General features: G+C 63.1%; 22 protein-coding genes. 16 read left to right on the top strand and 6 right to left on the bottom strand.

Annotated features, from left to right (window positions below):
* Positions 1–77 precede the first annotated feature (77 nt).
* Together HB777_28440 and HB777_28435 are read left to right on the top strand one after the other, a co-directional pair.
* A complete protein-coding gene (locus HB777_28440) occupies positions 78–1,520 on the top strand; it encodes an adenylate cyclase (protein ID QND67475.1) in 1,443 nt (480 codons plus the stop codon).
* A gap of 143 nt (positions 1,521–1,663) precedes the next feature.
* On the top strand, positions 1,664–2,650 hold the full coding sequence (locus HB777_28435) for a 16S rRNA methyltransferase (protein ID QND67474.1): 987 nt from the start codon (positions 1,664–1,666) through the stop codon (positions 2,648–2,650).
* Positions 2,651–2,679: 29 nt separating this feature from the next.
* On the opposite strand, the gene HB777_28430 is transcribed toward HB777_28435, so the two are convergent.
* Together HB777_28430 and HB777_28425 are read right to left on the bottom strand one after the other, a co-directional pair.
* Positions 2,680–3,738, bottom strand: a complete 1,059-nt coding sequence (locus tag HB777_28430) for an aminopeptidase (protein QND67473.1) — start codon at positions 3,736–3,738, stop codon at positions 2,680–2,682.
* A 91-nt stretch (positions 3,739–3,829) separates the two neighbouring features.
* Positions 3,830–4,477, bottom strand: a complete 648-nt coding sequence (locus tag HB777_28425) for a class I SAM-dependent methyltransferase (protein QND67472.1) — start codon at positions 4,475–4,477, stop codon at positions 3,830–3,832.
* A gap of 344 nt (positions 4,478–4,821) precedes the next feature.
* Here HB777_28425 and HB777_28420 point away from each other — a divergent pair, with 344 nt between their 5' ends.
* The 8 genes from HB777_28420 to HB777_28385 all read left to right on the top strand — a co-directional run bounded on the left by HB777_28420 (position 4,822) and on the right by HB777_28385 (position 12,110).
* Positions 4,822–5,601 (top strand): ABC transporter ATP-binding protein, encoded by a 780-nt coding sequence (locus HB777_28420; protein ID QND68934.1) that lies wholly within the window; start codon positions 4,822–4,824, stop codon positions 5,599–5,601.
* Positions 5,588–6,319 (top strand): ABC transporter ATP-binding protein, encoded by a 732-nt coding sequence (locus HB777_28415; protein QND67471.1) that lies wholly within the window; start codon positions 5,588–5,590, stop codon positions 6,317–6,319. Before HB777_28420 ends, HB777_28415 begins: the two co-directional genes overlap by 14 nt.
* Positions 6,316–7,218 carry a branched-chain amino acid ABC transporter permease gene (locus HB777_28410; GenBank protein QND67470.1) on the top strand — a complete coding sequence of 301 codons (903 nt, stop codon included), beginning with the start codon at positions 6,316–6,318 and terminating at the stop codon, positions 7,216–7,218. Before HB777_28415 ends, HB777_28410 begins: the two co-directional genes overlap by 4 nt.
* Positions 7,215–8,264, top strand: a complete 1,050-nt coding sequence (locus tag HB777_28405; protein ID QND67469.1) for a branched-chain amino acid ABC transporter permease — start codon at positions 7,215–7,217, stop codon at positions 8,262–8,264. The genes HB777_28410 and HB777_28405 overlap by 4 nt, the downstream gene beginning before the upstream one ends.
* Entirely contained in the window at positions 8,261–9,439 is a 1,179-nt protein-coding gene (locus tag HB777_28400; GenBank protein ID QND67468.1) for an ABC transporter substrate-binding protein, read from the top strand. The genes HB777_28405 and HB777_28400 overlap by 4 nt, the downstream gene beginning before the upstream one ends.
* A 2-nt stretch (positions 9,440–9,441) precedes the next feature.
* Positions 9,442–10,200 carry a cyclase family protein gene (locus tag HB777_28395; protein QND67467.1) on the top strand — a complete coding sequence of 253 codons (759 nt, stop codon included), beginning with the start codon at positions 9,442–9,444 and terminating at the stop codon, positions 10,198–10,200.
* Between the two features lie 70 nt (positions 10,201–10,270).
* The gene (locus tag HB777_28390; GenBank protein QND67466.1) at positions 10,271–11,527 is read left to right on the top strand and encodes a cysteine desulfurase-like protein; all 1,257 of its coding nucleotides are present in this window, start codon (positions 10,271–10,273) and stop codon (positions 11,525–11,527) included.
* A gap of 1 nt (position 11,528) precedes the next feature.
* Complete coding sequence (locus HB777_28385) at positions 11,529–12,110, top strand: cupin domain-containing protein (GenBank protein ID QND67465.1); 582 nt, start codon at positions 11,529–11,531, stop codon at positions 12,108–12,110.
* Between the two features lie 95 nt (positions 12,111–12,205).
* Here the strand turns inward: HB777_28385 and HB777_28380 are convergent, their stop codons facing one another.
* On the bottom strand, positions 12,206–13,609 hold the full coding sequence (locus HB777_28380) for an MATE family efflux transporter (protein QND67464.1): 1,404 nt from the start codon (positions 13,607–13,609) through the stop codon (positions 12,206–12,208).
* 272 nt (positions 13,610–13,881) lie between these two features.
* Here HB777_28380 and HB777_28375 point away from each other — a divergent pair, with 272 nt between their 5' ends.
* The 6 genes from HB777_28375 to ugpC all read left to right on the top strand — a co-directional run bounded on the left by HB777_28375 (position 13,882) and on the right by ugpC (position 20,317).
* On the top strand, positions 13,882–14,799 hold the full coding sequence (locus HB777_28375; GenBank protein ID QND67463.1) for a helix-turn-helix transcriptional regulator: 918 nt from the start codon (positions 13,882–13,884) through the stop codon (positions 14,797–14,799).
* Positions 14,800–15,039: 240 nt separating this feature from the next.
* The gene (locus HB777_28370) at positions 15,040–16,311 is read left to right on the top strand and encodes a sugar ABC transporter substrate-binding protein (GenBank protein ID QND67462.1); all 1,272 of its coding nucleotides are present in this window, start codon (positions 15,040–15,042) and stop codon (positions 16,309–16,311) included.
* 160 nt (positions 16,312–16,471) lie between these two features.
* Positions 16,472–17,338: a sugar ABC transporter permease gene (locus tag HB777_28365; protein QND67461.1), complete on the top strand. Its 867-nt coding sequence runs from the start codon at positions 16,472–16,474 to the stop codon at positions 17,336–17,338.
* An 11-nt stretch (positions 17,339–17,349) separates the two neighbouring features.
* Positions 17,350–18,162 (top strand): carbohydrate ABC transporter permease, encoded by an 813-nt coding sequence (locus tag HB777_28360; protein QND67460.1) that lies wholly within the window; start codon positions 17,350–17,352, stop codon positions 18,160–18,162.
* Positions 18,163–18,177: 15 nt separating this feature from the next.
* Entirely contained in the window at positions 18,178–19,224 is a 1,047-nt protein-coding gene (locus tag HB777_28355) for an NAD(P)-dependent alcohol dehydrogenase (protein QND67459.1), read from the top strand.
* 7 nt (positions 19,225–19,231) lie between these two features.
* Positions 19,232–20,317: a sn-glycerol-3-phosphate ABC transporter ATP-binding protein UgpC gene (gene ugpC / locus HB777_28350; protein ID QND67458.1), complete on the top strand. Its 1,086-nt coding sequence runs from the start codon at positions 19,232–19,234 to the stop codon at positions 20,315–20,317.
* A 2-nt stretch (positions 20,318–20,319) separates the two neighbouring features.
* On the opposite strand, the gene HB777_28345 is transcribed toward ugpC, so the two are convergent.
* Genes HB777_28345 through HB777_28335 form a run of 3 tightly spaced genes read right to left on the bottom strand, consistent with a single transcriptional unit; the run spans position 20,320 to position 24,080 of the window.
* The gene (locus HB777_28345) at positions 20,320–21,906 is read right to left on the bottom strand and encodes an FGGY-family carbohydrate kinase (GenBank protein ID QND67457.1); all 1,587 of its coding nucleotides are present in this window, start codon (positions 21,904–21,906) and stop codon (positions 20,320–20,322) included.
* A complete protein-coding gene (locus tag HB777_28340) occupies positions 21,903–22,586 on the bottom strand; it encodes an HAD family hydrolase (GenBank protein ID QND67456.1) in 684 nt (227 codons plus the stop codon). The genes HB777_28345 and HB777_28340 overlap by 4 nt, the downstream gene beginning before the upstream one ends.
* A 15-nt stretch (positions 22,587–22,601) precedes the next feature.
* On the bottom strand, positions 22,602–24,080 hold the full coding sequence (locus HB777_28335) for a mannitol dehydrogenase family protein (GenBank protein QND67455.1): 1,479 nt from the start codon (positions 24,078–24,080) through the stop codon (positions 22,602–22,604).
* Positions 24,081–24,181: the final 101 nt, after the last annotated feature.

Here is a 24,181-nt window from a genome sequence, read left to right as displayed (position 1 = left end):
CATCGGTCAGATGCAGTGTTTCGCGTCCTGCATTTGTAGTATTTTGCTGTGGTAGCAGTTGAAACCATGCCGATCCGATGACAGGGACCTTTATGGACCGCCCCGCGACGTCTTCACCGGCTGACGCGCTATCGGGCCGCGAGCGCGCGGTGGCGGAAAGATTTGCCTCGGGCCTGACCTATCGCGAGATCGGCGAGGCGCTGTTCATCGCGCCGTCGACCGTCCGCACCCATCTCGCCGCGATTTACGAGAAGCTCGGCGTCAACAACAAGATCGCGCTTGCCTCGCACATCAATGGCGCCGCACGCGCCGTGCTGGCACCCTCGCTGGCCGATGCCTCGCCGGTGCTCGCCATGTTTCCGATCGAATGCCTGAGCGGCGAGGAACGCTGGCGCCGCTTCGCCGACGGCCTGTCGTCGGACATCAGCATCGATCTCGCGCGCTATGCCGATCTGCCGGTCATCGCCTTCCACACCATGAAGTCGCTCGGCAGCGCACCCGCCGATTTCGTTGCCGATGGCAAGGCGCTGGGCGCCACGTATATCGTCTCGGGCCAGCTGCGCGCCGACGACCGGCGGGTCAGGCTAACGATCGAGCTTGCCGACGCAGGCAACGGCGTCAGCCTGTGGAGCGAGCGCTATGACCGCCCCGTCGAGGACATTTTCACGCTGCAGGATAGTCTGACCGAGAGCGTCATCAACGTGATCGCCGGCAGCCACGGAGCGCTCGCCACGGTCGGCCGCAATGCGATCCGCCGCAAGCCGCCCGCTAGTCTGCGCGCCTATGATCTTTATCTGCTTGGTGTTGAACGGCAAGACACCTTTAGCCGCGCCGGCATTGCCGAAGCGATTCGCCTGTTTTCACGCGCGCTGGAGCTTGACCCCACCTTGGTCAGGGCCTGGACCCAGCTTGCCTATGCCTATTCGATGGAGGCCTGCCAGGGCTTCAGCGACGATGCGCAGGGCTCGATCGAGAAGTGGCGGGCATCGGTTGAAAACGCGATGTTGCTTGATCCGATGGACAGTGCTGCCTGCAATTGCCTTGGTGATCTCAGGGGATGTCTCGGCGACTTCGAAGGAGCGGAGCGCGCGTATCGCCGCGCCTTCGAATATGGCTCCAATCACGCCGACACGCTGGCGCTGCTGGCCGGCAGCAAGGCGCTGGTTGCTGGCGATCCGGCCGAAGCGATGCCGCTCATCGAGCGCGCCATGCTCCTGAATCCGCTGGCGCCGTCTTGGTATTTCCGCATGCAGGGCCGCATCCAGTTCGCCGCCGGCAGGCATCGTGAGGCCATCGCATCGCTACGCAGGGGAGCGCTGGATTCTCCCAATGTGATCATGTTCCTGGCGCTGGCGCATGCGGCGGTTGGCGAGGCCTTGGAGGCGGCCGGGTTAGCGGCCCGGTTGCAGACCGAGTTCCCGGAGTTTTCGGTCGAACGCTTCATCGCCGGCTACCCCGTGACCAACCCAGATGCCGTCGAGGCCATTCGTCAGGCCGCAAAGCTGGCGAAACTCGGATAAGGTGGCACGCAGGGGCCGGGCGGGTAGCCGTAGCCCTTCTTTCACGGCCGAGGTTCGTTCAACTTTGCCAGGAATATCCGTTACGTCATCGTGTCGGTCGCTCGAAATAATGACTTGTCCTGGATCGCGGAGGGGGATGTGACATGGTGGATTCTGATCGGATCGACAAGCTGATCGCAGCGGTGCCCACCGCCTTGGCGCTTCGCGCCGGGTTGGACCTTGGCATCTTCACCCGGCTCGGTGGCGATGCCGCGACTGCCGGCAGCCTTGGGGCCGCGCTCAAAGTCGAGCCCGATCGTCTGTCGCGGCTCCTCTACGCGCTCGCCAGCATCGGTCTTCTCGAAGTCGAGGATGGTCAATTTCGAAACGGAGCCGAAGCGTCCGCCTTCCTCGACGCGTCCAAGCCGAGCTATCGCGGCGGCGATCATGCGCTCCTGCGCGAGCTCTGGGGAGCCGACCTTTTGACCGCAGACTCGCTGCGACAGAACCGGCCGGCTGCGCTGCACGACTTTTCCGAAGCGGGACCTGAGTCCGCGGCGGCCTTCAGCCGTATGCTCGCACCGGGCGGGGTGATTTTCGGCCGAAATCTGGCCCGGGAGATAGACCTCTCGGCGGTCGGTTCGGTGATCGACATCGGCGGGGGCGCCGGGACCATTCTGGTCGGACTTCGCGAGCAGCGGCCGCGGATTGCGGCGACGCTGATGGAACTCCCTACGGTCGCAGCGGTCGCGCCAGCTATCCTGTCGGAATACGGTGCCGACGACGTGGTTGTCGAAGTGGGGGACATAACTGTCGCGCCATCGGTCGGTCGGCACGATCTGGCGATCCTGAAGGCCGTCGTCCAGGTCCTTCCGCCTGACAAGGCGCGCAGTTCGATCCTGAACGCGGCGCGTTGCCTCACACAAGGAGGCGAGATTGCAATTGCTGGGTGGGGTGTCGTGGATGACGACCGCCTCGGCCCGCCCGAGGGTGTCTTTTTGAATCTCACCTTCTTGAACCTCTATCGCCACGGCGAATCGTACACTGAAGGTCAGTATCGCGCGTGGATGACCGAGGCTGGATTCCGGGATATCTCCAGGTCACGCCTGACGGACGGCTGCACCTTGTTTCGTGCGCGCCTCACAGGCTGAGACGGTTCGGACCTTCACATCTGACCGGCTCAATAACAGCTATCCGCCGCCGCAAGTGCTTCGGCACGGTGAGCTTCGTCCAGCGCGCCAATCCGTCGGACCGATGTATAGAACCTGACATAGTTGCCCGAACACAAATCGAACAAGTGCAGAAACGCCGGAACCTGTTCACCGTACACTGCAGTCGCGGCGAGCTTTGCGTTGTTGATTGGGGAAGCGAACCAGGCATCGTATCCCCGGTATCGACCCCAACGTCTGTCGCGCATCTGTCGGTAGCGCATCCGCAGCCGTTCAATCGCAGCCGTCTTTGCGGCCAGCTTTTGCTCCGAGTTACCGGAGTTGGAATAGACTTGCGTCAACTCGTTCCGGGTCTGGGAGACAAGCGCAAGAAATTCAGCTTTGCGCCTCCGGGCGGCTTCGTAACGGCGCAATGCGGCGGTATCGCCAGCCGCGCGCAGCCATTTTCTCACACCGGTTGTTTCGACGGCGACAGCGAACGCCTCATTGAATGCGGAATCGCCGTTCACGTAGACGCGCTGGTGGGCGAGTTCATGAAAAACCAACCCTGCAAGATAGGTTTCATCCTCGCCGAACATCGTGCTTAGCAGCGGATCACTTGACCAGCCAAGCGTGGAATAAGCAGTGATGCCCGTCACATAGACGTCCATGCCCTGTCCTTGAAGTTCGACAGCGGTTTCAGTCGCGGACTTCCTGGAGAAATATCCCCGGTAGGGAACGCAGCCGAAAACGGGAAAACACCATGTTCGCGGCGTCAGCGAGAATTCCGGCGCGGCGAAGACGGCCCATGTCACCGAGTCCCGACCGATATCAACGTAGCTGCGGTAGCTGTTGTTGTCGGGCAGCGCCAGTTCATCTGTTGCGAACTGTCGTATGGCGCTCGCCGATGCCATTCGGGCGCGCAATGCCTTCGGCGTCGAAGGATCCTCGATCAGTTTTGCGACATCCTTGCGTGTCGTCATGATCTGCAGATGACCCTCCACGGATTGCGCGTAGTAGGAAATGCTGGTGCAACCGGCCATGCCGGACACCACGATCACAACGGCAACCAATCGAAAGAATGCGCGCATCACGATTTGCCCAAAGCTGTGCTCACCCGTTCCGACAGGGCGATTGTCGCGATGCCCCAGGTCCAAGCAGTCGCATGAATTTGATCGAGATCTATAGTTTTCTAAAGAATCCGGACAGAATATTCGGACCCACTTCGCCGGGCCGCAGTCTGATCCCATCCTCGAAGCAGTTCAGCGTCAGGCACTCGAAGCCGGCATGTGCGAGGAGTGCCACCAGCGAATCACGATCGAAGTGGTGCAGGTGCTCGTTGGGAAGACGCATACGCCACGTCCGGAACCACGCGTCACCTTCCGTGCCGAGCTCGCGCCAGCGGCAATAAGGGACGGCGATGGCCAGGTAGCGGGTCTGAAGACCGGTGAGAAAACCCAGATCCGGGATGTGCTCAAGCACGTCGAACATGGCGACGAGATCCCACGAGCTGGAGAGCGCCTCATCCCACTCGACAAAGCGGACGTTCTTGGGCAGCGGAAATCTGGTTATGTCGCAGCCGGCGCAGTCGGCGACCCCGGCTATTTTCGCGGCTTCGATGAATGTGCCCGTGCCATATCCAATCTCCAGCACGGACCGAGGAATCTCGCCGGTTATTCCCAGCACCCAGCCAAGTCGCTGATATCCGAGCTTGATGGTCCGGTCACTCAGGTCCTCGTAGTAGGAAATGTACTTCTTGTCGTACTGGATCGGGGTGAAGTCGATCTGGTGGATCACGCCAAGCCGGTCCAGCTCGTAGTTGTCCAACATTAGCGTGCGGCCTCCGGCTTCCGAGTTCCTTACATGGCGGAGCTAAACCAATGCAACCAGACAACGGCTCGGTCTCTCTGCTTTCGCGATCAGCAAGAACGTCGCCGAACTTGAAGCCAATCTCGGGACACGGCTCATTGCATCGATCTCCGGCGCGATCGTGAAGTCGGTTTGGGGCGTGGCGCTGCATCGATGCCGGTGCTGTCGCGGCAACGGTCGAGCCGAGGTAGGCATATAGCTTTCCTGTTGGGAATAGGCCTTGACATCTTGCCGTTCGAATTGTCCATTCGTTGCTTGACCGGGCCGAACGGGGCGGCGAGGGCGGACAGGGGGCAAACCGGCGCGTGGATAGACAGTCGAGTCGAGTGCTGTTGAGGACGGTTGGGCTGACAAAAGCCTTCCGAGGGCTGGTTGCCCTGCGGGATCATTCCATCGAGCTCCACGAAGGTGAAATCGTTGGGGTGATCGGCCCGAATGGCTCGGGCAAGAGCACGCTTTTCAACCTGATCACCGGCTTCTCCCAGCCGAATTCCGGTAGCATCGAGATGAAGGGCCGTTCGATCGTCGGCCTGCGCACATCGCAGATCGTCGCGATGGGCATCGCCCGCACCTTCCAGGGTTCTCGCCTGTTCGGCAGCCTCAGCGTCGCACAGAACGTGCTGACGGCGGCGCAGCTGCGCCATCCTGTCGGCCCCGCCGATACCGTGCTGCGCGGTCAGCGCTATCGCGAGCGGGTGGCCGCGACGCAGCGGAAGGCCGACGAACTCCTCGACCTCATGGGCCTGACAGCGCAGGCCGGCAGGACCGCCGCGGATCTTCCTTACGGCGATCAGCGGCGGCTGGAGATTGCGCGAGCGCTCGCGACCGGCCCGCAGCTGCTGCTGCTCGACGAGCCCGCAGCCGGGCTTGATTCCAACGAGACCAAGGTGTTGGCAACGCTGATCCGGACGATCCGTGACCGCTACGGCGTAACCGTGGTCGTTGTCGAGCACGACATGGACCTGATCATGGCGCTGTGCGAACGCATCCAGGTGCTGGCGACTGGCGAGGTGATCTGCGTCGGAACACCGGAGCAGGTACGCGAACACCCGAAAGTGCGGGAGGCGTATCTTGGCCACGCCTAGCCCCGTTTTGCTCAGCGTCGAGAACCTCGAGGTCAATTTCGGCGCGGTGCGTGCGCTGAAGGGCATTTCGCTCGACGTCCATGCCGGCGAGGTGGTGGCACTGGTGGGGGCCAACGGCGCCGGCAAGAGCACGACCTTGCGCACCATTTCCGGTCTGTCGCGGCCGCGCAGCGGCAAGATCATCTTCGATGGCAAGCCGATTGGAGGTATCGCCCCGTCGCGGATCGTAGGTCTGGGCATCGCGCAGAGCCCGGAGGGCAGGCGCCTGTTCGGCGGCCTGACGGTAGCCGACAATCTGCGACTCGGCGCCTGCACCCGCACCGACAAGGAGGCCGTCGCTAGAGACAGCGAGCGCATGTTCACGCTGTTCCCGATTCTCAAGCAAAGGCTGAAGCAGCTGGCCGGCACGCTGTCGGGCGGCGAACAGCAGCAGCTTGCCCTGGCGCGTGCGCTGATGGCGGCGCCGCGCCTGCTGCTGCTCGACGAGCCTTCGCTCGGCGTTGCGCCGCTGCTGGTACGCCACATCTTCAGCGCGCTTGCCGAACTCAAGCGCCAGGGCATGACGATGCTGCTGGTGGAACAGAACATCACGCTTGCCCTGGATCTCGCCGACCGCGCCTATGTGCTGCGCACGGGTCAGGTGGCGCTTTCGGGCCGGTCCGCGGAACTGCGCGACAGCGAACGCGTGGCGCAGGCATATCTCGGGGCGGCAACATGACCAAGCTGGACTATATCCTGCAGCAGATCGTCAACGCGGTGAGCCTAGGCAGCCTCTACGCACTGGTGGCGGTCGGTCTGTCGATCGTCTTCGGCGTCCTCAAGCTGACCAATTTCGCGCATGGCGACGTCATGATGGTAGGCGCCTTCGGGGTTGCCTTGCTGGTCGGCATCGGTGTTCCGTTCCCGGTCGCCGTGATCTGCGGCATCGCTGCGGCCGCCATCGCGGGCTTCCTCATCGAACGCATCGCCTATCGTCCGATCCGCGACGCGCCCGACGTCGCGCGACTGCTGACAAGCCTGGCCGTCACCTACATCATCGAGAACGTCGGCATCCTGGTGTTCACCTCCTCGCCGCGCAATTTTCCACTCCCCGATATTCTCAACACCTCCTGGGAAGTGTCGAACGGCGCCATCACCTTCACCAGCATCAATCTCCTGACCATCGCGCTGACCTTCGTGTCGCTGCTGCTCCTCGGCTGGTTCATCACGCGCACCACGACTGGGCTCGGCATGCGCGCCGCAGCCGAGGACATGTCGGCGGCACATCTTGTCGGACTCAACGTCAACCGGCTGATCATCGTCGCCTTCATCGTCGCATCCGCCTATGCCGGCCTCGCCGGCATTCTGTGGGCGGCACAGGCCGGCGTGGTGCAGCCGCAGATGGGCTTCACGCCGCTCCTGAAGGCTTTCGTGGCGGCGATCATCGGCGGCTTCGGGTCGATCGCGGGCGCCCTGGTCGGCGGTTACATATTGGGCGCGCTGGAGATCTTCATCGTCGCATTCCTGCCGAGCAGCGTCTCGTCCTATCGCGACGCAATCGTCTTCGCCGTGCTGATCGCCTTTCTACTGGTGCGCCCGGGCGGGCTGCTCCAGCCAAACCGGGAGATAAAGCTGTGAGCCGGGAAGCGCGGATCACACTCCTGGTCTTCGTCGCCCTGGTGGCGGGAGCAGTCGTCGCTTTCGGTGCGCCGCACGTGCTGAGCGACTATTTCGTCCGGATTATCCTGCTGATCGCGCTGAATGCGATCCTGGTGCTGGCGCTGTCGCTGAGCAACGGTTTTACGGGCGTGTTTTCGCTCGGTCATGTCGGATTCATCGGCGCCGGCGCGTATATTTCGGGGATCCTGTCGATCCCGGTGCAGCAGAAGATGGCATTGCTGCCGCATCTGCCGACGTTTCTGCATGCTTTCAGCCTCCCCTTCCTGCCGGCGACGCTGGTGGCAGGTCTTCTGACCGCGCTGCTTGCGGTGGTCGTCGGTTATCCCTTGATGCGCCTGTCGGGCTATTTCGTTTCGGTGGCGACGATGGGATTCTTGATTATCGTCAACGTGGTGCTGATCAATGCGTCGGATTTCACCCGAGGCGCCCGCACTTTCACCGGCGTGCCGCTGGAGACGACGTTGCCCTGGGTGATGGGTTGGCTGGCCATCACGCTGTTCGTGCTGGCGCGCCTGGTCTATTCGCCTTTCGGACGCGCCATGAAGGCGGTGCGCGACGACACCATCGCGGCCAGCGCCGTCGGTATCGGCGTGCTGCGGACCAGGCTGATCGCCTTCGTCATCGGTGCTTTCTTCTCAGGGGTCGGCGGGTCGCTCTACGCGCATTATCTCGGCTCGTTTTCGCCAAACACCTTTTACTTCGCGCTGACGATGAGCCTGATCACCATGCTGGTGCTGGGCGGCATGGGCTCCCTGACCGGCGCGCTGGTCGGCGTCATCTGCGTTTCGCTGTTGTCGGAGGTTTTGCGCTCGGTCGAACGCGGCTTCACGATCGGCGATTTCGCTGTGCCAGCCCTGTTTGGCGCCAGCCAGATCGTGCTCGGCTTCATCTTCATTCTAATCATGATCTTCCGGCCGAAGGGGATCATGGGGGACCGGGAGCTTACGTTCGGATTAACCCAAGGATCGGCAAAGGTGAACCAGACAGAGGAACGAAAACGATGATCAAACTCACTCGACGCGGCACCATCGGCCTGGGACTGGGCGCATTCTTCGCGCTTGCCTCGGCCAGCACGGCACTTGCTGCCGACACGATCAAGATTGGCTATCCGGCAAACCTGACCGGCATTCAGGCCTCGCTCGACGGTCCGATGCTGAATGGCGCCAAGCTGGCAGCAAGCCAAATCAACGCCGCCGGCGGCGTGCTCGGCCAGCAGATAGAACTGGTAGTCTACGACTCCAAGAGCGATTCGACGACGATCTCGACCGTCGCCAGCCAGTTGATCGACAGCGACAAGGTCGTCGGCATCATCGGCTTCGCCGATTCCGACTCGGTGCTGGCCATCGGACCGCAGGTCCAGAAGGCGCAGATACCATTCATCACGCCCGGCGCGACCTCGCCGAAATTGCCGAGCCAGCTCGGTAACGAGATCTTCCTCGCCGCTTTCGGCGACAACGTTCAGGCTGCGGTTGGCGCGGAATTTGCGCTGAACAAGCTGAACGGCAAGACGGCCTACCTGCTGACCGACATCGGCACCGAATACACAACGCTGCTGTCGGACTACTTCGTCACCGCCTACGAGCATGGCGGGGGCAAGATTTTGGAGCGCGACACTTACAAGATCGGCGACAAGACCTTTACCGCCCAGATCGCCAAACTGAAGGCGCTGTCGCCGCAGCCTGACTTCGTCTATGCCTCGTCGAATGCCGAGGAAATCGGCCTGATCTTGAAGCAGATGCGCCAGGCCGGCATCAACCTGCCGGTGGTCGGCGGCGACGGCTACGACACGCCCTTGCTGATCCAGGTCGGCGGCGACGCGGCCAAGGACACCTACTTCACCACCCACGCCTATATCGGTGAGGGCGCCACCCCGAAGGTGCAGGCCTTCATCGACGCCTACACCAAGTCGGTCGGCAATGCCCCGGAGAACGCCTTCGCTGCGCTCGGCTACGACTCGGTCAAGCTGATGGCCGACGCAATCAAGCGCGCCGGCGCGCCGGATCCGGCCAAGATCCGCGACGCGCTGGCCGCCACGTCCGGGCTCGACGGCGTGACCGGCACGATCACCTACCGTCCGGGCATTTCTGTGCCGGACAAGTCGGTCTCGGTCATCAGTGTCAAGGACGGCAAGCTTGTCCTGGCAAGTGAAGCGGCACCGACCTTCGTCGCCGAGCCGTGATCTTGTCCATTCCGGGTTCGCTTTGGGACATCTACAGGTCGCGGCTCTCCGCCGCGACCTTCACCGACCTGACGCATGCCTTTCATCCGGGCCAGCCGCATTTCCCGGCCTTCCCGGACGAGGAGCGTGGTGCGTTGCTCGATTTTTCGAAGGGCGACGCCTTCCAGGTCCACCACTACGCCTTCGTCGGGCAATGGGGCACCCATGTCGACCCGCCGGTGCATTTCATTGACGGCGGCCGCTCGATCGACCAACTGCCGGTGTCGGAGATGCTTCTGCCGCTAGTCATCCTCGACATCAGCGACAGGGTCGCCGCCGATCCCGACGCGACGCCGACGCTGGACGACATTTCCGCCTGGGAGACCCGGAACGGCCGTATCCCGGAGAAGTGTTTTGTCGCGCTTCGCACCGGGTGGTGGCCGCGCTGGCCAGACCCCGAGACGTTTCAGAACAAGTCGCCCGACGGTATCTCGCATGCACCGGGCTGGTCGAAGCCGGTGCTGGAGGAGCTTTTGGAACGCCGCGGCGTCACTGCGATCGGGCACGAGGGCATGGACACCGATCCCGGCCGCGCCACTTCGGCAGGCGATGCAAGCCTGGAATACTATGTGCTGTCCCGCGACTGCTGGCAGATCGAGCTCTTGGCCAATCTCGACAAGGTGCCCGAAGCCGGAGCGTTGATAATGGCAAGCTGGCCAAAGCCAAAGGCCGGGTCCGGCTTTCCAGCCCGCGCTGTCGCGATCCATGAAGCGGCCAGCTGAACGCCTGAAACCGCAGCTGGCGGCGGTCTAGGGACCGCCGCACAACGATCATCAGACACGGAATTCAGACATGGATATAGACACAGTCCGCGATGCTTTTCCGGCGATGGCGAGAGGTGCCGCGCCGAAGCAGCGGATTTTCTTTGACAATCCCGCGGGAACCCAGATGGCGAGCCGATCGATCGAGCGTATGACGCGTGCCATGATCGAGACCAACGCCAATCTCGGTGGCTATTTCGAAACCTCACTTGCGGCCCAGGCGATGGTCGACGACGCGCATCAAGCGATGGCCGATTTCTTCAATGCCGCGGACCGGCGTGAGGTGGTGTTCGGCCAGAACATGACGACTCTGACTTTCGCCGTCTCGCGCGCCATCGGCCGCGATCTGAACGCCGGCGACGCCATCGTGCTGACGCGCATGGATCATGACGCCAACGTCGCACCCTGGCTGATGCTGGCGGAGGACCGGGGGCTTGAAGTGCGCTGGATCGACCTTGATCCAAAAACGTTCGAACTCAACCTGTCGACGCTGGAGGCGACTATCGACGAGGAGGTCAAGCTGGTCGCTGTCGGGTATGCCAGCAACGTTACCGGCACGATCAACGATGTGAAGCGGATCGCGCAGCGCGCACGCGCGGTCGGGGCGCTGAGCTATATCGACGCGGTGCAGTTCGCGCCGCATGGGGTGATCGACGTCCAGGAGATTGGCTGTGATTTCCTGGTCTGCTCGGCCTACAAATTTTTCGGACCGCATCACGGGGTGTTGTGGGGCCGGTTCGATCTGCTGCAGGCGCTGACCGCCTATAAGGTGCGCGCGGCTTCGAACACGCCACCTGGAAAATTCGAGACGGGGACGACTAGCCGCGAGGCGCTTGCCGGGGTGCTTGGCGCGGTCGAGCACTATGCCTGGCTCGGACAGTCCTTCGGCAATATCCACCCGCAGGCGACGCGGCGTGAGCGCATCGTCGCCGGCATTGAAGTCGCTGACCGTTATGAGCGCGTCCTGACAGCACGGCTGATTGCCGGACTGTCCAGAATTGATGGCGTCGTCATCCAGGGTATAACCGATGCGGCGGCGCAGGCGCGCCGGGTTCCGACCGTGTCGATCACCGTCGACGGGACCGATCCCGCCGACATCGCCAAGGCAATGGCAAAAGAAGGCATCTATCTCTGGCACGGCCACAATTACGGTTTGGAGCCAATCAAGCGGCTGGGGCTTGCGGACCGCAACGGCGTCGTGCGCATAGGGTTGGCCCATTATAATACCGAGGCGGAAGTCGATTTCCTGTTGGCGAAGCTGGCGGACTGGATGAAGATGCGGATCTGACATGCGCGATAGAAACGGAACCCCGAGGATCGGCGTCAAGCTGCGCCATGCCAGACAAGTGCTTGGCCTCAGTCTGGAGGAGCTCGGCGCCCGCATCGGGCTAACAGAAGGTTATCTCTCGAAGATTGAGAACGACCGCGCGACGCCCTCGATGGCGGCTCTGCACCGGCTGGTGCAGGCGCTGGGCATCAACATGAACGCGATGTTCGGCACGCTACAGCACAATGCCTCGGAAGTGTTCGTGTTGCGACAAAACGAGCGTCAGCACATGGAGACGGGACACCGGCGTTCGGGCAACCATGTCGTGCTCGAGCAATTGGTGCCATCCGGCCCGGAATATCTGCTGCAGATCAACATCCACGTGATCGAGGCCGGTGGCGGCAGCCTCGAGTTGATCAGCCATAAGGGGCAGGAATTCGGCTACGTGCTCGAAGGTTCTGTCGAGTTGCTGGTCGAGGCGAACGTGGTGGCGCTCGATGCCGGCGACGCGTTCTATTTCAACTCCGAACTCGGCCACGGCTACCGCAATATCGGTTCGACCACGGTCCGTATCCTCTGGGTCAACACGCCGCCGACATTCTGACCGCCTGCATCGCGGCGCCGGGCGTTCTGGAGGCGTCGTTCAATGAGCCGATGTCCATAGGACAACGGCCGCCGGGCACCTGGCAACCGTCTGGTTCAGTGACCAAAAGCAACCGACGGCGCCAATCGATCCCGCCGCAGCCAGCGCCCGAGAAGCAGCGCCGCCACCACGGCCAGCCCCGATGACAGGCCGATCCAAATGCCGACGCCGTGCAGGCCAAAATGGAAGGCGAGCAGCACGCCGAGCGGCAGGCCGACGCCCCAATAGCCGATCGCGGCATAGATCATCGGCACCTTGGTGTCGTGCAGGCCGCGCAGCATGCCGGCGGCAACCGCCTGCGCGCCGTCGAAGACCTGGAACAGCGCGGCAAAGGCCAGGAACGACACGGCAAGCGCGATCACCCTGGCATTGGCCGGGTTGCTCAGATCGATGAAGGCGCTGATCAGCGGATGCGGCCACAGGATCATCACCAGTCCCATCAGCGCCATGAACGAAACGCCGATGACAAAGGCGGTCCAGCCGGCGCGCGAAACGCCTTCCGGATTGCCGGCGCCGTGCGCAAGGCCGACGCGCACCGTCACCGCCTGGTTGAGGCCAAGCGGCACCATGAAGGAGATCGAGGCGATCTGGATGGCGATGGCATGCGCGGCCAGCGAATCCGCATCGATCAGGCCCATCAGCAGCGCTGCCGCATTGAAGATCGTTACCTCGAAGGCCAAAATGCCGGCGATCGGCAGGCCGAGCCGCAACAGACCCTTGAAGCGCGGCCAGTCGGCGCGCCAGAAACGGCCGAACAGACGGTAACGCCGGAACTTCTTCTCTAGCATCACCACAACAGCCAGGCCGATGAACATCAGCGTTGAGGACAGCGAGGTGGCAAGGCCTGAGCCGGCAATGCCCATCGGGGCGACGCCGAGATTGCCGAACATGAACACCCAGTTGAAGAAGACGTTGCAGGCGACGGCGACGAAGACGATGACCAGCGCCCAGCCCGGCCGCTCCAGCGCCGAGATGAACGAGCGCAGCACGATATAGCCGTAGAAGGGCAGCACCGCCCATTCGAGCCAGCGCAGATAGATGCCGGCCTGATGGGCCAGCACCGGGTCCTGGCCCATGGCCAATAGAATGGCTTCACCGTGCCAAAGCACGAGCCAGATCGGGAGCGAGATCAGGATCGCCAGCCACAGGCCCTGGCGCACGGTGCGGCGCAGGTCGCGCACCGAATAGCGGCGGCGGCCGAGCTCGGTCGCGATCATCGGCGAGGTCGCCAGCATCAGGCCGAGGCCGAAGATCAGCGGCATGAAATAGAGGTTGGCGCCAAGCGCGCCACTGGCCAGCGTATCGGGCCCCAGCCGACCCATCATCATGACGTCGGTCGCCGTCATCGCGGTCTGGCCGAGATTGGTCAGCACCATCGGCCAGGCGAGCGCCAGCGTTGCCCGGATTTCCTGACGCCAAAGATTTTCCGGCGCGCGAGCGCCGGCTTCGATCGCAGACATTTTCCTGCTCTTTCCAGTTGCGGCGCGTCGGCAAGGAGCCGGAATCCGCATGTCAAACGGCAAAACCTTCGGCTTCGCGGCGTTTGCGCCAGCTTTTGTACGAAACGCGACATGAAGGCAAGAGAGGAGGGGCGGGAACAGATTGAGCCAGCCGGAACAGCCGGCCATCAATGCGCGCCGCCGAGGTCCATTTCACATGCGGGCGATGGGCTGCTACGGATTGCATGAACGACGAGGTGCGACGACAGATCCCGGATTTTCCAGGAGGCAGGATGCAGTTCAGGCGCAGAAAGAACACGGCCGCGATCCCGCGGACAGCGCCGTCCTTCGAGCACATCGTCACCGAAGCGAGCGACAGTTTCCTGTGGCGGCTCGACGACTACCCGTGGGAGCGCAATGTCTGGAACTTTCATCCGGAATACGAGATCCATCTGCTGCGAAAATCCTCCGGTGTGGTGCTGGTCGGCGATCACATCGGCGAGTTCGGACCGGGCTATCTGACCATCGTCGGTGGCGGTCTGCCGCATGATTGGGTGACCGCGGTACAGTCAGGAGAGCTGATCGAAGGCCGCGACATCGTCCTGCAGTTCGATGCGCAGAGGCTGCGGGGGTCGGCGGGCCTGCTGCCGGAATTGCGCGAACTGGAACCGTTCCTCGAACGCTCGCTGCGCGGCATGGTCTTTCACGGCCAGGCCGCGCTGGAAGGCGCCGAGCTGATGGAGCGGATGGGTGAAGTTAGCGGGCTAAGCAGGTTCTGCCTGTTCCTGAACCTCGTCGATCTTCTCGCCAGGACCGACGAATATGAATTACTGTCGTCACCGGATTTCTCGCCGGTTCTCGATGCCGCTTCGCTCGACATCATCCAGCGCACGCTGACCTATTTGTTCCAGCATTTCGCTGAGGATCTGAAACTGCCTGAAGTGGCGGAACTGGCCGGCATGACGGAGAGCACGTTTTCGCGGTTCTTCCGGAAGAACACCGGCAACAGCTTTAGCGACCACCTTGCCAAGCTCAGGCTCTGGCAAGCCTGCAAGCTCTTGGCGGACACCGACGTTCCGATCACCGACATCTGTTTTCAGGTCGGCTACATGAACATCTCGAACTTCAACCGTGCCTTCATGCGCAAGCATCGGATGACGCCATCGTCCTATCGGCGGCTGTCGCGACAGCGGCTGACATTGCGCGCATAGGCGTGTCCTAAACCACCGTTTCAAGCTCGATCGATACTCACGTGACGGGCGCTGTATTCGAGCGCCGGTTTTTGCGCTGCACAATGCATAAAAGTACAGGTCTGCTGCAACGGGGCTTCTAGCGTGGCCCGCTGCAACTCCGCATCTTGGCGATGGGTGGCACGTCACTCGGGCGATGGTGAGGATCGCGTAACCCGAGGACTTCCGCTTTCTGCGAAATGTTCCTGGAGGAGAAAGATCATGAAACCAATTCGGCTTGCTGCCAGCCTTGGCGCAGCTTTTATGCTTTCCGCTACCGTTTCCACCATCGCCCTGGCGCAGGCGCCGGTCTGCTCGGCGCCGGTCAAGGTGCTGGCGCAGCCACGCGACGGCCTGACGCTTCTGGAGGACTCCAAGGCCGAGTTCCAGAAGCTCTCCGGCGCCAGTTTTCAGATCGATTATCTCAATGAGAACGACCGCCGGGCGAAATCGCGCGCCGATGCGTCCACCGTCGGCAACTACAACGTCTACTATGTCGATGAAGCCAACGTGGCGCTGTTTGCCTCGTCGAAATGGATCGTGCCGCTCACCGACTACTATCCGGCGGACTACGACTATGCCGATTTCGATCCGGGCCGCCAGAAGGTCGCCACCTATGACGGCAAGGTCTGGTTCGCGCCGCTGACCGGCGGCGGCGACCTGATGGTCTACCGCAAGGATATTCTGGAGGCAGCCGGCATCCAACCGCCGAAGACGCTGGACGAACTGATCGCCGACGTGCCGAAGCTGACCAATCCGGACAAGGGCATCTACGGCATCGCGCTGCGCGGCGCACGCGGTTCGGGCGCCAATGTCTGGCGCTGGATGCCGTTCTTCAAGGCCTATGGCGGCCAGTGGTTCGATGGCGACAAGCCGGCCTTCAACTCGGATGCCGCCGTCAAGGCGACCGAAACCTACCTGAAGCTGTTCAAGGATTCCGCGCCCGGCACGCAGACCGGCAGTTGGGATGAATCGACCGGCGCCTTCCTGTCGGGCCAGGTCGCCATCCTCGTTGAATCGACGCCTCTGTCGGGCATGGCGGTCGATCCGAAGACCTCGCAGGTGGTCGGCAAGATCGGCTTCCTGCCGCCGCCGGCGCCGCTCACCGGCGGTGGCTATGGCCATGGCCTCGCCATCGCGGCAAAGGCCAATGCCGACGATGCCTCGAAGAAATGCGCCGGCCTGTTCATCGCGTGGGCGACATCGAAGGAAAACGAGAAGCGCCGGCTCGACGCCCACCAGTTCGGTGAGCTGAACCGCACCAGCATCCTGTCCAGCAAGGAATTCGCCGACATTTACGGCGCCGATCTCGGCCAGGCGCTGGCCGAGACAGGCAAGGTCACGGCGGTCAACTTCTGGCAGGATCCGCGCTGGCCGGATCTTGGCGACCGCTGGGGCATCATCCTCGAGGAACTGGTCACCGGCACCCGCACCGACGTCAAGGGCGGCCTCAACGAGCTCGAAGCCTATGCCAACGAGCTGGTGAAGAAATAAGCCATCCTCCCCCCTGCGGCGCGCGGTCCGCGGCATTCCTGTGAATGCCGGGACCTGTGCGCCGCGGGTCTCCCTTTCTCACCACCGCCGTTCGAGCTGGACATCGCGCGAAGAGGTCCAGCCATGTTCAATCGCTCGAGACGCAGCCAGGGATAGACAGATGCCGCGACGCTCATCCTTGCCGGTCACCTTCGTCGTGCCGACGCTGGTCATTCTTCTGATCCTGTCGATGGTGCCGACGCTCTACGCGATCGTCATCGCCCTGCAGAACCGCGAGCTGTCCTCGACGGCCTATTCCTATGTCTGGTTCTCGAATTTCGTCGACCTGTTCTTCGACCGCCGCTTTCTCAACGCCGTCTGGGTGTCGGTGAAATGGGAGGTCGTCACCGTTGTCGCGACCATGGCCGTGGCGATCGGACTGGGCGTGCTGATGTTCGAGGTGGCGTCGCCGCGCCTGCGCAACATCTACTGCCTGCTGTTCATCATCCCGGTCCTGCTGCCGCGTGTCTCGGCAGCCTTCGTCTGGAAGTTCGCCTACCACCCGCTCTACGGCATCGCCACTTACCCCTATCGGCTGCTGACCGGCGGGCTGATCTTCGATCCGCTGTCCAAGCCAGCGACGGCATTGTTTGCCGTCGCATCGGTCGATGTCTGGCAATGGGGCCTGTTCTTCGCCGTCATCGTGCTGAAGCTGCTGGAGACCTTGCCGCCGCAGCCGATCGAGGCCGCACGGCTCGACCACGCCAGGCGCTGGCAGATCCACGCCTATGTCACCTTGCCGATGCTGAAGGCGCCGCTGATCAGCCTGATGTTCGTCAAGATGATCGAGTCGCTGCGCTCCTTCGACCTGATCTATGTGATGACCCGCGGCGGACCGGGCGTGGCGACCGAAACGCTCGACATGTACGCGTTCTCGCAAGGCTTCATCGAGTCCGGCAAGGTGTCCTACGCCTCGGCGATGGCCGTGCTGATGATGATCGCCACCGTCATCACCTTCACCATGCTGTGGAAGCGGGTGCAGGCATGAGACCATCTCGCATGAAACTGGGCCGCCTGATCGGCAAGGCCGTGCTGGCGTTTGCCGGCTTCATGGCGGTGTTTCCGCTGCTGTGGACGGCGCTCAATTCGCTGAAGAACAATGTCGACATCATCACCCGCGTTCCGCGCGTGGTGTTCACGCCGACGCTGGCCAACATCAGCTACATCATCGGCCGCGACAGCGTCATGACCGGCCTCTACAACTCGGTGATCGCCTGCGGGGTCGCGGTTTTGATCGGCGTTGTGCTTGGCCTGCCTGCGGCTTATGCGGTGGCGCGTTATCCCAACCGCTGGGCCGGCGACATCCAGTTCTTCGTGCTGTCGCTGCGTTTCCTGCCGCCGGTGGCGGTGGCCATCCCGCTGATGGTGATCTGGCTGCAGCTCGGGCTCTACGACACGCTGGCGGCGCTGATCGTCACCTATTCGCTGCTCACCATCTCGGTGATCATGTGGCTGGCCATCCCCGCCTTCCAGGCCGTGCCGAAGGAGGTCGAGGAAGCCGCCTTCGTCGATGGCTACGGCGCCTATTCGGTGTTTTGGCGCATCGCGCTGCCGGTCGCGGCGCGCTCGCTGATCGGTGCGGTTGCCTTCAGCTTCGTGCTGGTCTGGAACGAGTTCCTGATCGCGCTGATGCTGTCCAGCTCCAACGCCAAGACCTTGCCGATCGTCGCTTCGGAACTGTCCCAGCAAGGCATGAACGTGCCGTGGGGCATCCTGAATGCCTCGGTCGTGCTTTTGTCGCTGCCACCCCTTTTGTTTCTCGGCGTGCTCAGCGGTTTCCTGAATTCCGTTTTCCGGCAGAAAAAGACTTGAAGTGAGGACGACACGATGCGGGCTTTGGTTCTTGAGAAAAAGGGCGAGCTGGCCCTGCGCGAGATTGCGTTGCCGCTCGATGTCGGGCCGGACGACGTCAGGATCGCCATCCACACGGTCGGTGTCTGCGGCAGCGACGTGCACTACTACACCCATGGCGCCATCGGCAGCTACGTCGTGCGCGCGCCGATGGTGCTTGGCCACGAAGCGTCCGGAACGATCGTCGAAATTGGCGCCAATGTCAGGGCGCTGAAGGTCGGGGATCGCGTCTGCATGGAGCCGGGCGTGCCGAACCTGTCATCGCGGGCAACGAAACTCGGCATCTACAATGTCGACCCCGACGTAAGCTTCTGGGCGACGCCGCCGGTGCATGGCATTCTTGCGCCGCAAGCCGTCCATCCGGCGGCATTCACCTACAGGCTGCCGGACAACGTCTCCTTCGCCGAAGGGGCGATGGTCGAACCCTTTGCTATCGGCATGCAGGCTGCTGCCCGCGCGCGCATCGTTCCGGGCGACGTGGCGGTCGTCGTCGGCTGCGGCCCGATCGGCATCATGATCGCGCTGGCGGCCCTTGCCGGCGGCTGTTCGAAAGTGCTGATTTCCGATTTCTCCGCCCCCAAGCTCGACATTGCGGCGCGCTATCCGGGCATCGTCCCGGTCAACATCGGCGAGCGGTCGCTGGTCGATGCGGTGGCGGAGGCGACCGACAATTGGGGAGCCGATATCGTCTTCGAGGCCAGCGGCAGCCCGAAGGCGTTCGCCAATTTGTTCGATGTCGTACGCCCCGGCGGCGCGGTGGTCCTCGTCGGGCTGCCGGTCGAGCCGGTGGCGCTCAACGTGCCGGCGGCCATATCGAAGGAAGTGCGCATCGAGACGGTGTTCCGCTACGCCAACATCTTCGACCGCGCCCTGCAACTGATCGCGTCAGGCAAGGTCGACCTCAATCCGCTGATCACCGGCACCTATCCCTTCGACGACAGCATCGAGGCGTTCGAGCGGGCGGCCGCGGGCAAGCCGGAAGACGTCAAGCTGCAGATCCTGATTTCGAGCGAGAAGGGCTGACCCAACCATGTCCGCGATTACCTGCTCCCATGTCGAGAAATCCTATGGCGCCACGACTGTCATCCGCGACCTGAACCTCGCCATCGAGGAACATGAATTCGTCGTCTTCCTTGGCCCTTCCGGATGCGGCAAGTCGACCTTGCTGCGCATGCTGGCGGGGTTGGAGGACATCAGCGGCGGTGAGGTCTCGATCGGCGGCAAGGTGGTCAACGACCTCGACCCGGGCGACCGCGGCATTGCCATGGTGTTCCAGAACTACGCGCTCTATCCGCACATGACGATCTTCGACAACATCGCCTTCGGCCTGAAGCGGCAGAAAGTGGCGAAGGCCGAGATACAAAAGCGCGTCGAGGCGGTTTCGAAGACGCTGGGTCTGGATCCCTATCTCGGCCGCAAGCCGGCCGAACTGTCAGGTGGTCAGCAGCAGCGTGTCGCCATTGCCCGCGCCATGATCAAGACACCGAAAGTGTTCCTGTTCGACGAGCCGCTGTCCAATCTGGATGCCAAGCTGCGCAACCACATGCGCATCGAGATCGCCCGGCTGCACCAGTCGTTGAAGACCACCACCGTTTATGTCACCCACGACCAGCTGGAGGCGATGACGCTCGCCGACCGCATCGTGCTGTTGCGCGACGGCAGGATCGAACAGATCGGCTCGCCGGCGGAAATCTACGAGCGGCCGGGCAATCTGTTCGTTGCCGGGTTCATCGGGACGCCGAACATGAATTTCATCGAAGTCACTGTCGGCCGCAAAGGCAACGGTTGGACACTGACCAGTGCCGGAACCGTCTTCACCATCGATGGCTCACGCTTCAAACTTCAACACGGCGAGCGTGCGGTGCTTGGTATCCGGCCTCCGGACCTGAAGACCGCCGGCGCCAATGCCGACAGTCTTCTGGAGGGCACGGCCGATCTCATCGAGTTTCATGGCAATGACGCGCTGGTGATCTTCGGTTCCGGCGGCAAGGAAATCAGCGCGCTGGTGCCAACCCGCGAATGCCCTACCGTCAACAGCCATGTCCGCTACACGGTCGACGAACAGAGCATGCATCTGTTCGATGCCAAGTCGGGTGCATCCCTGCTGAGACAGTAGCTCTACTTTATGGCGTCCAGCATCTGCCGTTGGCGGTGCATCTCGAGGAAGACCCTGTAGTCGCGGTCGAAACGTCCGGATGATTTCGGGTTCGACGCGCGCGTCCTGCCGCCTTGCTGCATGGCAAGACAGGCCGCAGTGAGATCGGGAAACAGCCCGGCCGCGGTTGCCGCGACCATGCCGGTGCCGAGCAGCACCGCCTCGTCGGCCAGCGGCTCGATCACCGTGCAGCCAGTGGCGTCGGCATAGAGCTCCATCAGCAGCGGGTTCTTGGTGTGGCCGCCGGTGACATGCAGCGTATCGATCAAATAGCCGTTCTCGTTCAGCGCCTCCAGCACGTGGCGCACGCCGAGCGCGATGCCGACGGCGGTGCGCCAGTAGAGCTTGCACAGGCTGTCGAAGGAGGAGTCCAGCGTCAGCCCGCTGACGACGCCGACCGCGTGCGGATCGGCGAGCGGCGAACGGTTGCCATGGAAATCCGGCAGCACATGCAGCCTCGCGGCAAGGCTCTCACCCTCGGCAGCGCGCAGCTCGGCGACACGCCTGGCGATCTTTGCATGCATGGCGGCATCCGGCTCGCCGCCGGCGCCGTGCCAGCGGATGATGTGGTCGAGCAGGGCGCCGGTTGCCGACTGGCCGCCTTCCGACAGCCACAGCTTCGGCAGCGCCGCGCCGTAGTAAGGACCCCAGACACCGGCGAAAGGCTGCGGGTCGGGCGACATCGCCATGACGCAGCTCGACGTGCCGGCGATCAGCGCCAGATGCCGGCCGATGTCCTGTTCGTCGCCGGCAAAACCGCCAAGCACGCCAAGCGCGCCAGCATAGGCATCGATGACGCCGGCGCCGACCCGGCATTTTTCGCTCAGGCCAAGCTCCGCCGCCGCTTGCGCCGTCAGGCGGCCGATATCGGTTCCGACCGGGCTGGCCCTCTCGGGCAGATTGCCATGCTCGAAAAGATCGTCGAGACCGACGAGCTCGAAGAAGTCACGGCGCCAGCCGGTCTCTTCATGCGCCAGATAGGTCCATTTGGCGGTCAGCGTGCATTGCGAACGGGCCAGCGAGCCCGTCGCTTGCCAGGTCAGGAAATCGGTGAGGTCGAATAAAGTGCCGGCCTGCGCCCACGTCTTGGGCAGGTTGCGCTTCAGCCACATCAGCTTCGGCGTTGCCATTTCCGGCGACATGACGCCGCCGATGTAATTCAGCACGGCGTGGCCGCTTGCCGTGCATTCGTCGGCCTCGGCAATGGCGCGGTGGTCGAGCCAGACGATGGTGTCCCAGCGCCTGTCGCCCGTGACCGAGACGCTGAGCTGGCCGCCATCCACACCCCGCACCACCAGCGAACACGTGGCGTCGAAGGAAATGCCGACAATATCCTCGGGCTCGACGCCGGCCTTTTCGCGGGCAGTGCGCACGGCGGCGCAGACGGCCGACCAGATATCGCGCGAATCATGCTCGGCGTGATCGGGCTTCGGCTGGTTCATGAGGATCGGCCGCTCGGCGCGGCCGAGCAAGGTGCCACTGGTGTCGAGAATGCCCGCGCGAGCGCTCCCGGTGCCGACATCGACCGCGCAAACGAACTGTTTCGTCAAGATGCTCTAACTCTCGCTCCCAGGCCTGCAATCAGATCGGGCAATTGCAGCATGTCAGCGAATATAAAGTCCGGTTCACTCGACGCAAGCCGCGCTTTCAATGTGGGATTGCCGGCATGCGAGCCGCCGGTGAAGGCAAACACGCGCATGCCCGCCGCCCGCGCCGCAATGATGCCGGCCGGGCTGTCCTCGACGACGAGGCATTTGCGCGGATGGGCCCGCATGCTGGCGGCGGCGTGCAGGAACAGGTCGGGCGCCGGCTTGCCGCGCGGCACCATGGCGGCGCTGAACAGATGCGGCTCCATCAGCCCGAGCAATCCGGTGACGTCGAGCGCGTAACGGATGCGGTCGAGCGTGCCCGAGGACGCGACGCAGAACGGCAGTGCCAGTCTCGGCAGCATCTCCTTGACGCCGGTGATCGGCTTCAGTTCCTCGCGGAATCTGCGCATCAGTTCGACGCGCATCGCAGTCAGGTGCTGGTCGGTGATCTCAAGTCCGAAGTCGCGGCCGAGCATCTCGCGCACGCTTTTCATGCTCTTGCCGAGGAAATGCTCGTAGGCGGCATCCTCACTGACGCTGCCGCCGGCGAGCTTGATCATGCCGAGCAGCGCCGAGACGGACAGTGCCTCGCTGTCGACCAGGACGCCATCGCAGTCGAAGATGACCAGTTCAGGCGTCATGGCGGCGAATGGCTCTTAGAGCTTGCCGGCGAGGTAGCGCGTCAGCGTGGCGCGCGCGCCGTTCGCCCACAGCACGTTGAGCGCATGGGCGAAGGCCTCGACAAACGCCGTCGCGCGGCCGACATCGCCATAGATGTCCTCCATGGCAAGCCAGGCGGCCGGCGCATCCTTTGCCGCCTTTGCCGTTGCCTGCAGCCGGTCCCAGCTCGGGTCGTTGGGCTCGATGACGGCGCGGCTGTCCGTCGTGCCGAAGCAATAGCGGCACCACAATGCCGATTCCAGCGCCAGGCCGGCGACGCCTTTTCCGGCCTTCAGCCGGTCGGCGATGGTCGGGATGATGAATTTCGGCTGGCGGTTAGAACCGTCGAGGCAGAGCCGGCGCACCGTGTCGCCGATCTTGGGATTGGAGAAGCGGCTCTCGATGAGCTGGTAATAGTCTTCCAGAACCGTGTCCGGCACCGGCGGCACGGTCGGAATGATTTCATCCCGCTCGAGCTTGGCCAGAAAACCGCTCACCAGCGGCTCCTGCATCGCCTCATGGACGAAATGAATGTCCATCAGGCCGGCCGGATAGGCGATGGTGGCATGGCCGCCATTGAGGATGCGGATCTTCATCAATTCATAGGGCGCAACGTCCTTGACGAACTGCACGCCGACCTTTTCCAGCGGTGGCCGGCCATCGGTGAAATGGTCTTCCAGCACCCATTGCCGGAACGGCTCGCAGAACACCGGCCAGTTGTCCTCGAGGCCGAAATCCTTGGCCAGGATGCCGCGTTCACGGTCGGTGGTGGCCGGCGTGATGCGGTCGACCATGCCGTTGGGAAAGGCGACATGCTCGCTGACCCAGTTCGCCAGATCCTCATCGATCAGACGCGCCAGCCCAATGACGCCGTCGGAGGTGACATGGCCATTGTGAGGAATGTTGTCGCACGACATCACGGTGAACGGCACCGTGCCCTCGTCGCGGCGGCGCACCAGCCCGGCAAGGATGATGCCGAACACGGTCTTCGGTGTGGCACCCGGTTGGGCGTCGGCAACGATGTCGGGATGGGTCGGGTTGAACACGCCCGACGCCGGGTCGATGAAATAACCGCCTTCGGTGATGGTCAGCGACACGATCTTGATCGCCGGGTCGGCAAGCCGTTCGATGATGCCGGCCGCATCGCCCGGCATCAGGAAGTCGATCATGGCGCCGGTCACACGGGCGCTCATATGGCCGCTATCCTGCTCGACCACCGTGGTCAGCCAGTCCTGCTCTTCCAGTTTGGCGCGGCCGATCTTTTCGCCGTCGAACACGCCGGCGCCGATCAGCGCCCAGTCATGGCCGATGCCCGCATTGAACAAATCGTCGAGATAGACGGCCTGATGCGAGCGATGGAAATTGCCGACGCCGAAATGCACGATCCCGGCCTTGAGTGCGGCGCGGTCATACTTCGGACCGGCGACCTCGGGGGGCAGCCTGGAGAGGTTTGAAGACGAGAGTTTCACGGTCATCTGTTTTACCCTTTGGCCGGGCTTCGGCCTTCGTTACGCCCTCTCCCCGTCTTCACGCGGAGAGGATAAGGGGCCTCTGATGTCGGCCTCTGCTCCCCGCG

The organism is Mesorhizobium loti (assembly GCA_014189435.1).
GTDB classification, from domain to species: Bacteria; Pseudomonadota; Alphaproteobacteria; order Rhizobiales; family Rhizobiaceae; genus Mesorhizobium; species Mesorhizobium loti_G.
This window is presented reverse-complemented; position numbering and strand designations above follow the sequence as displayed.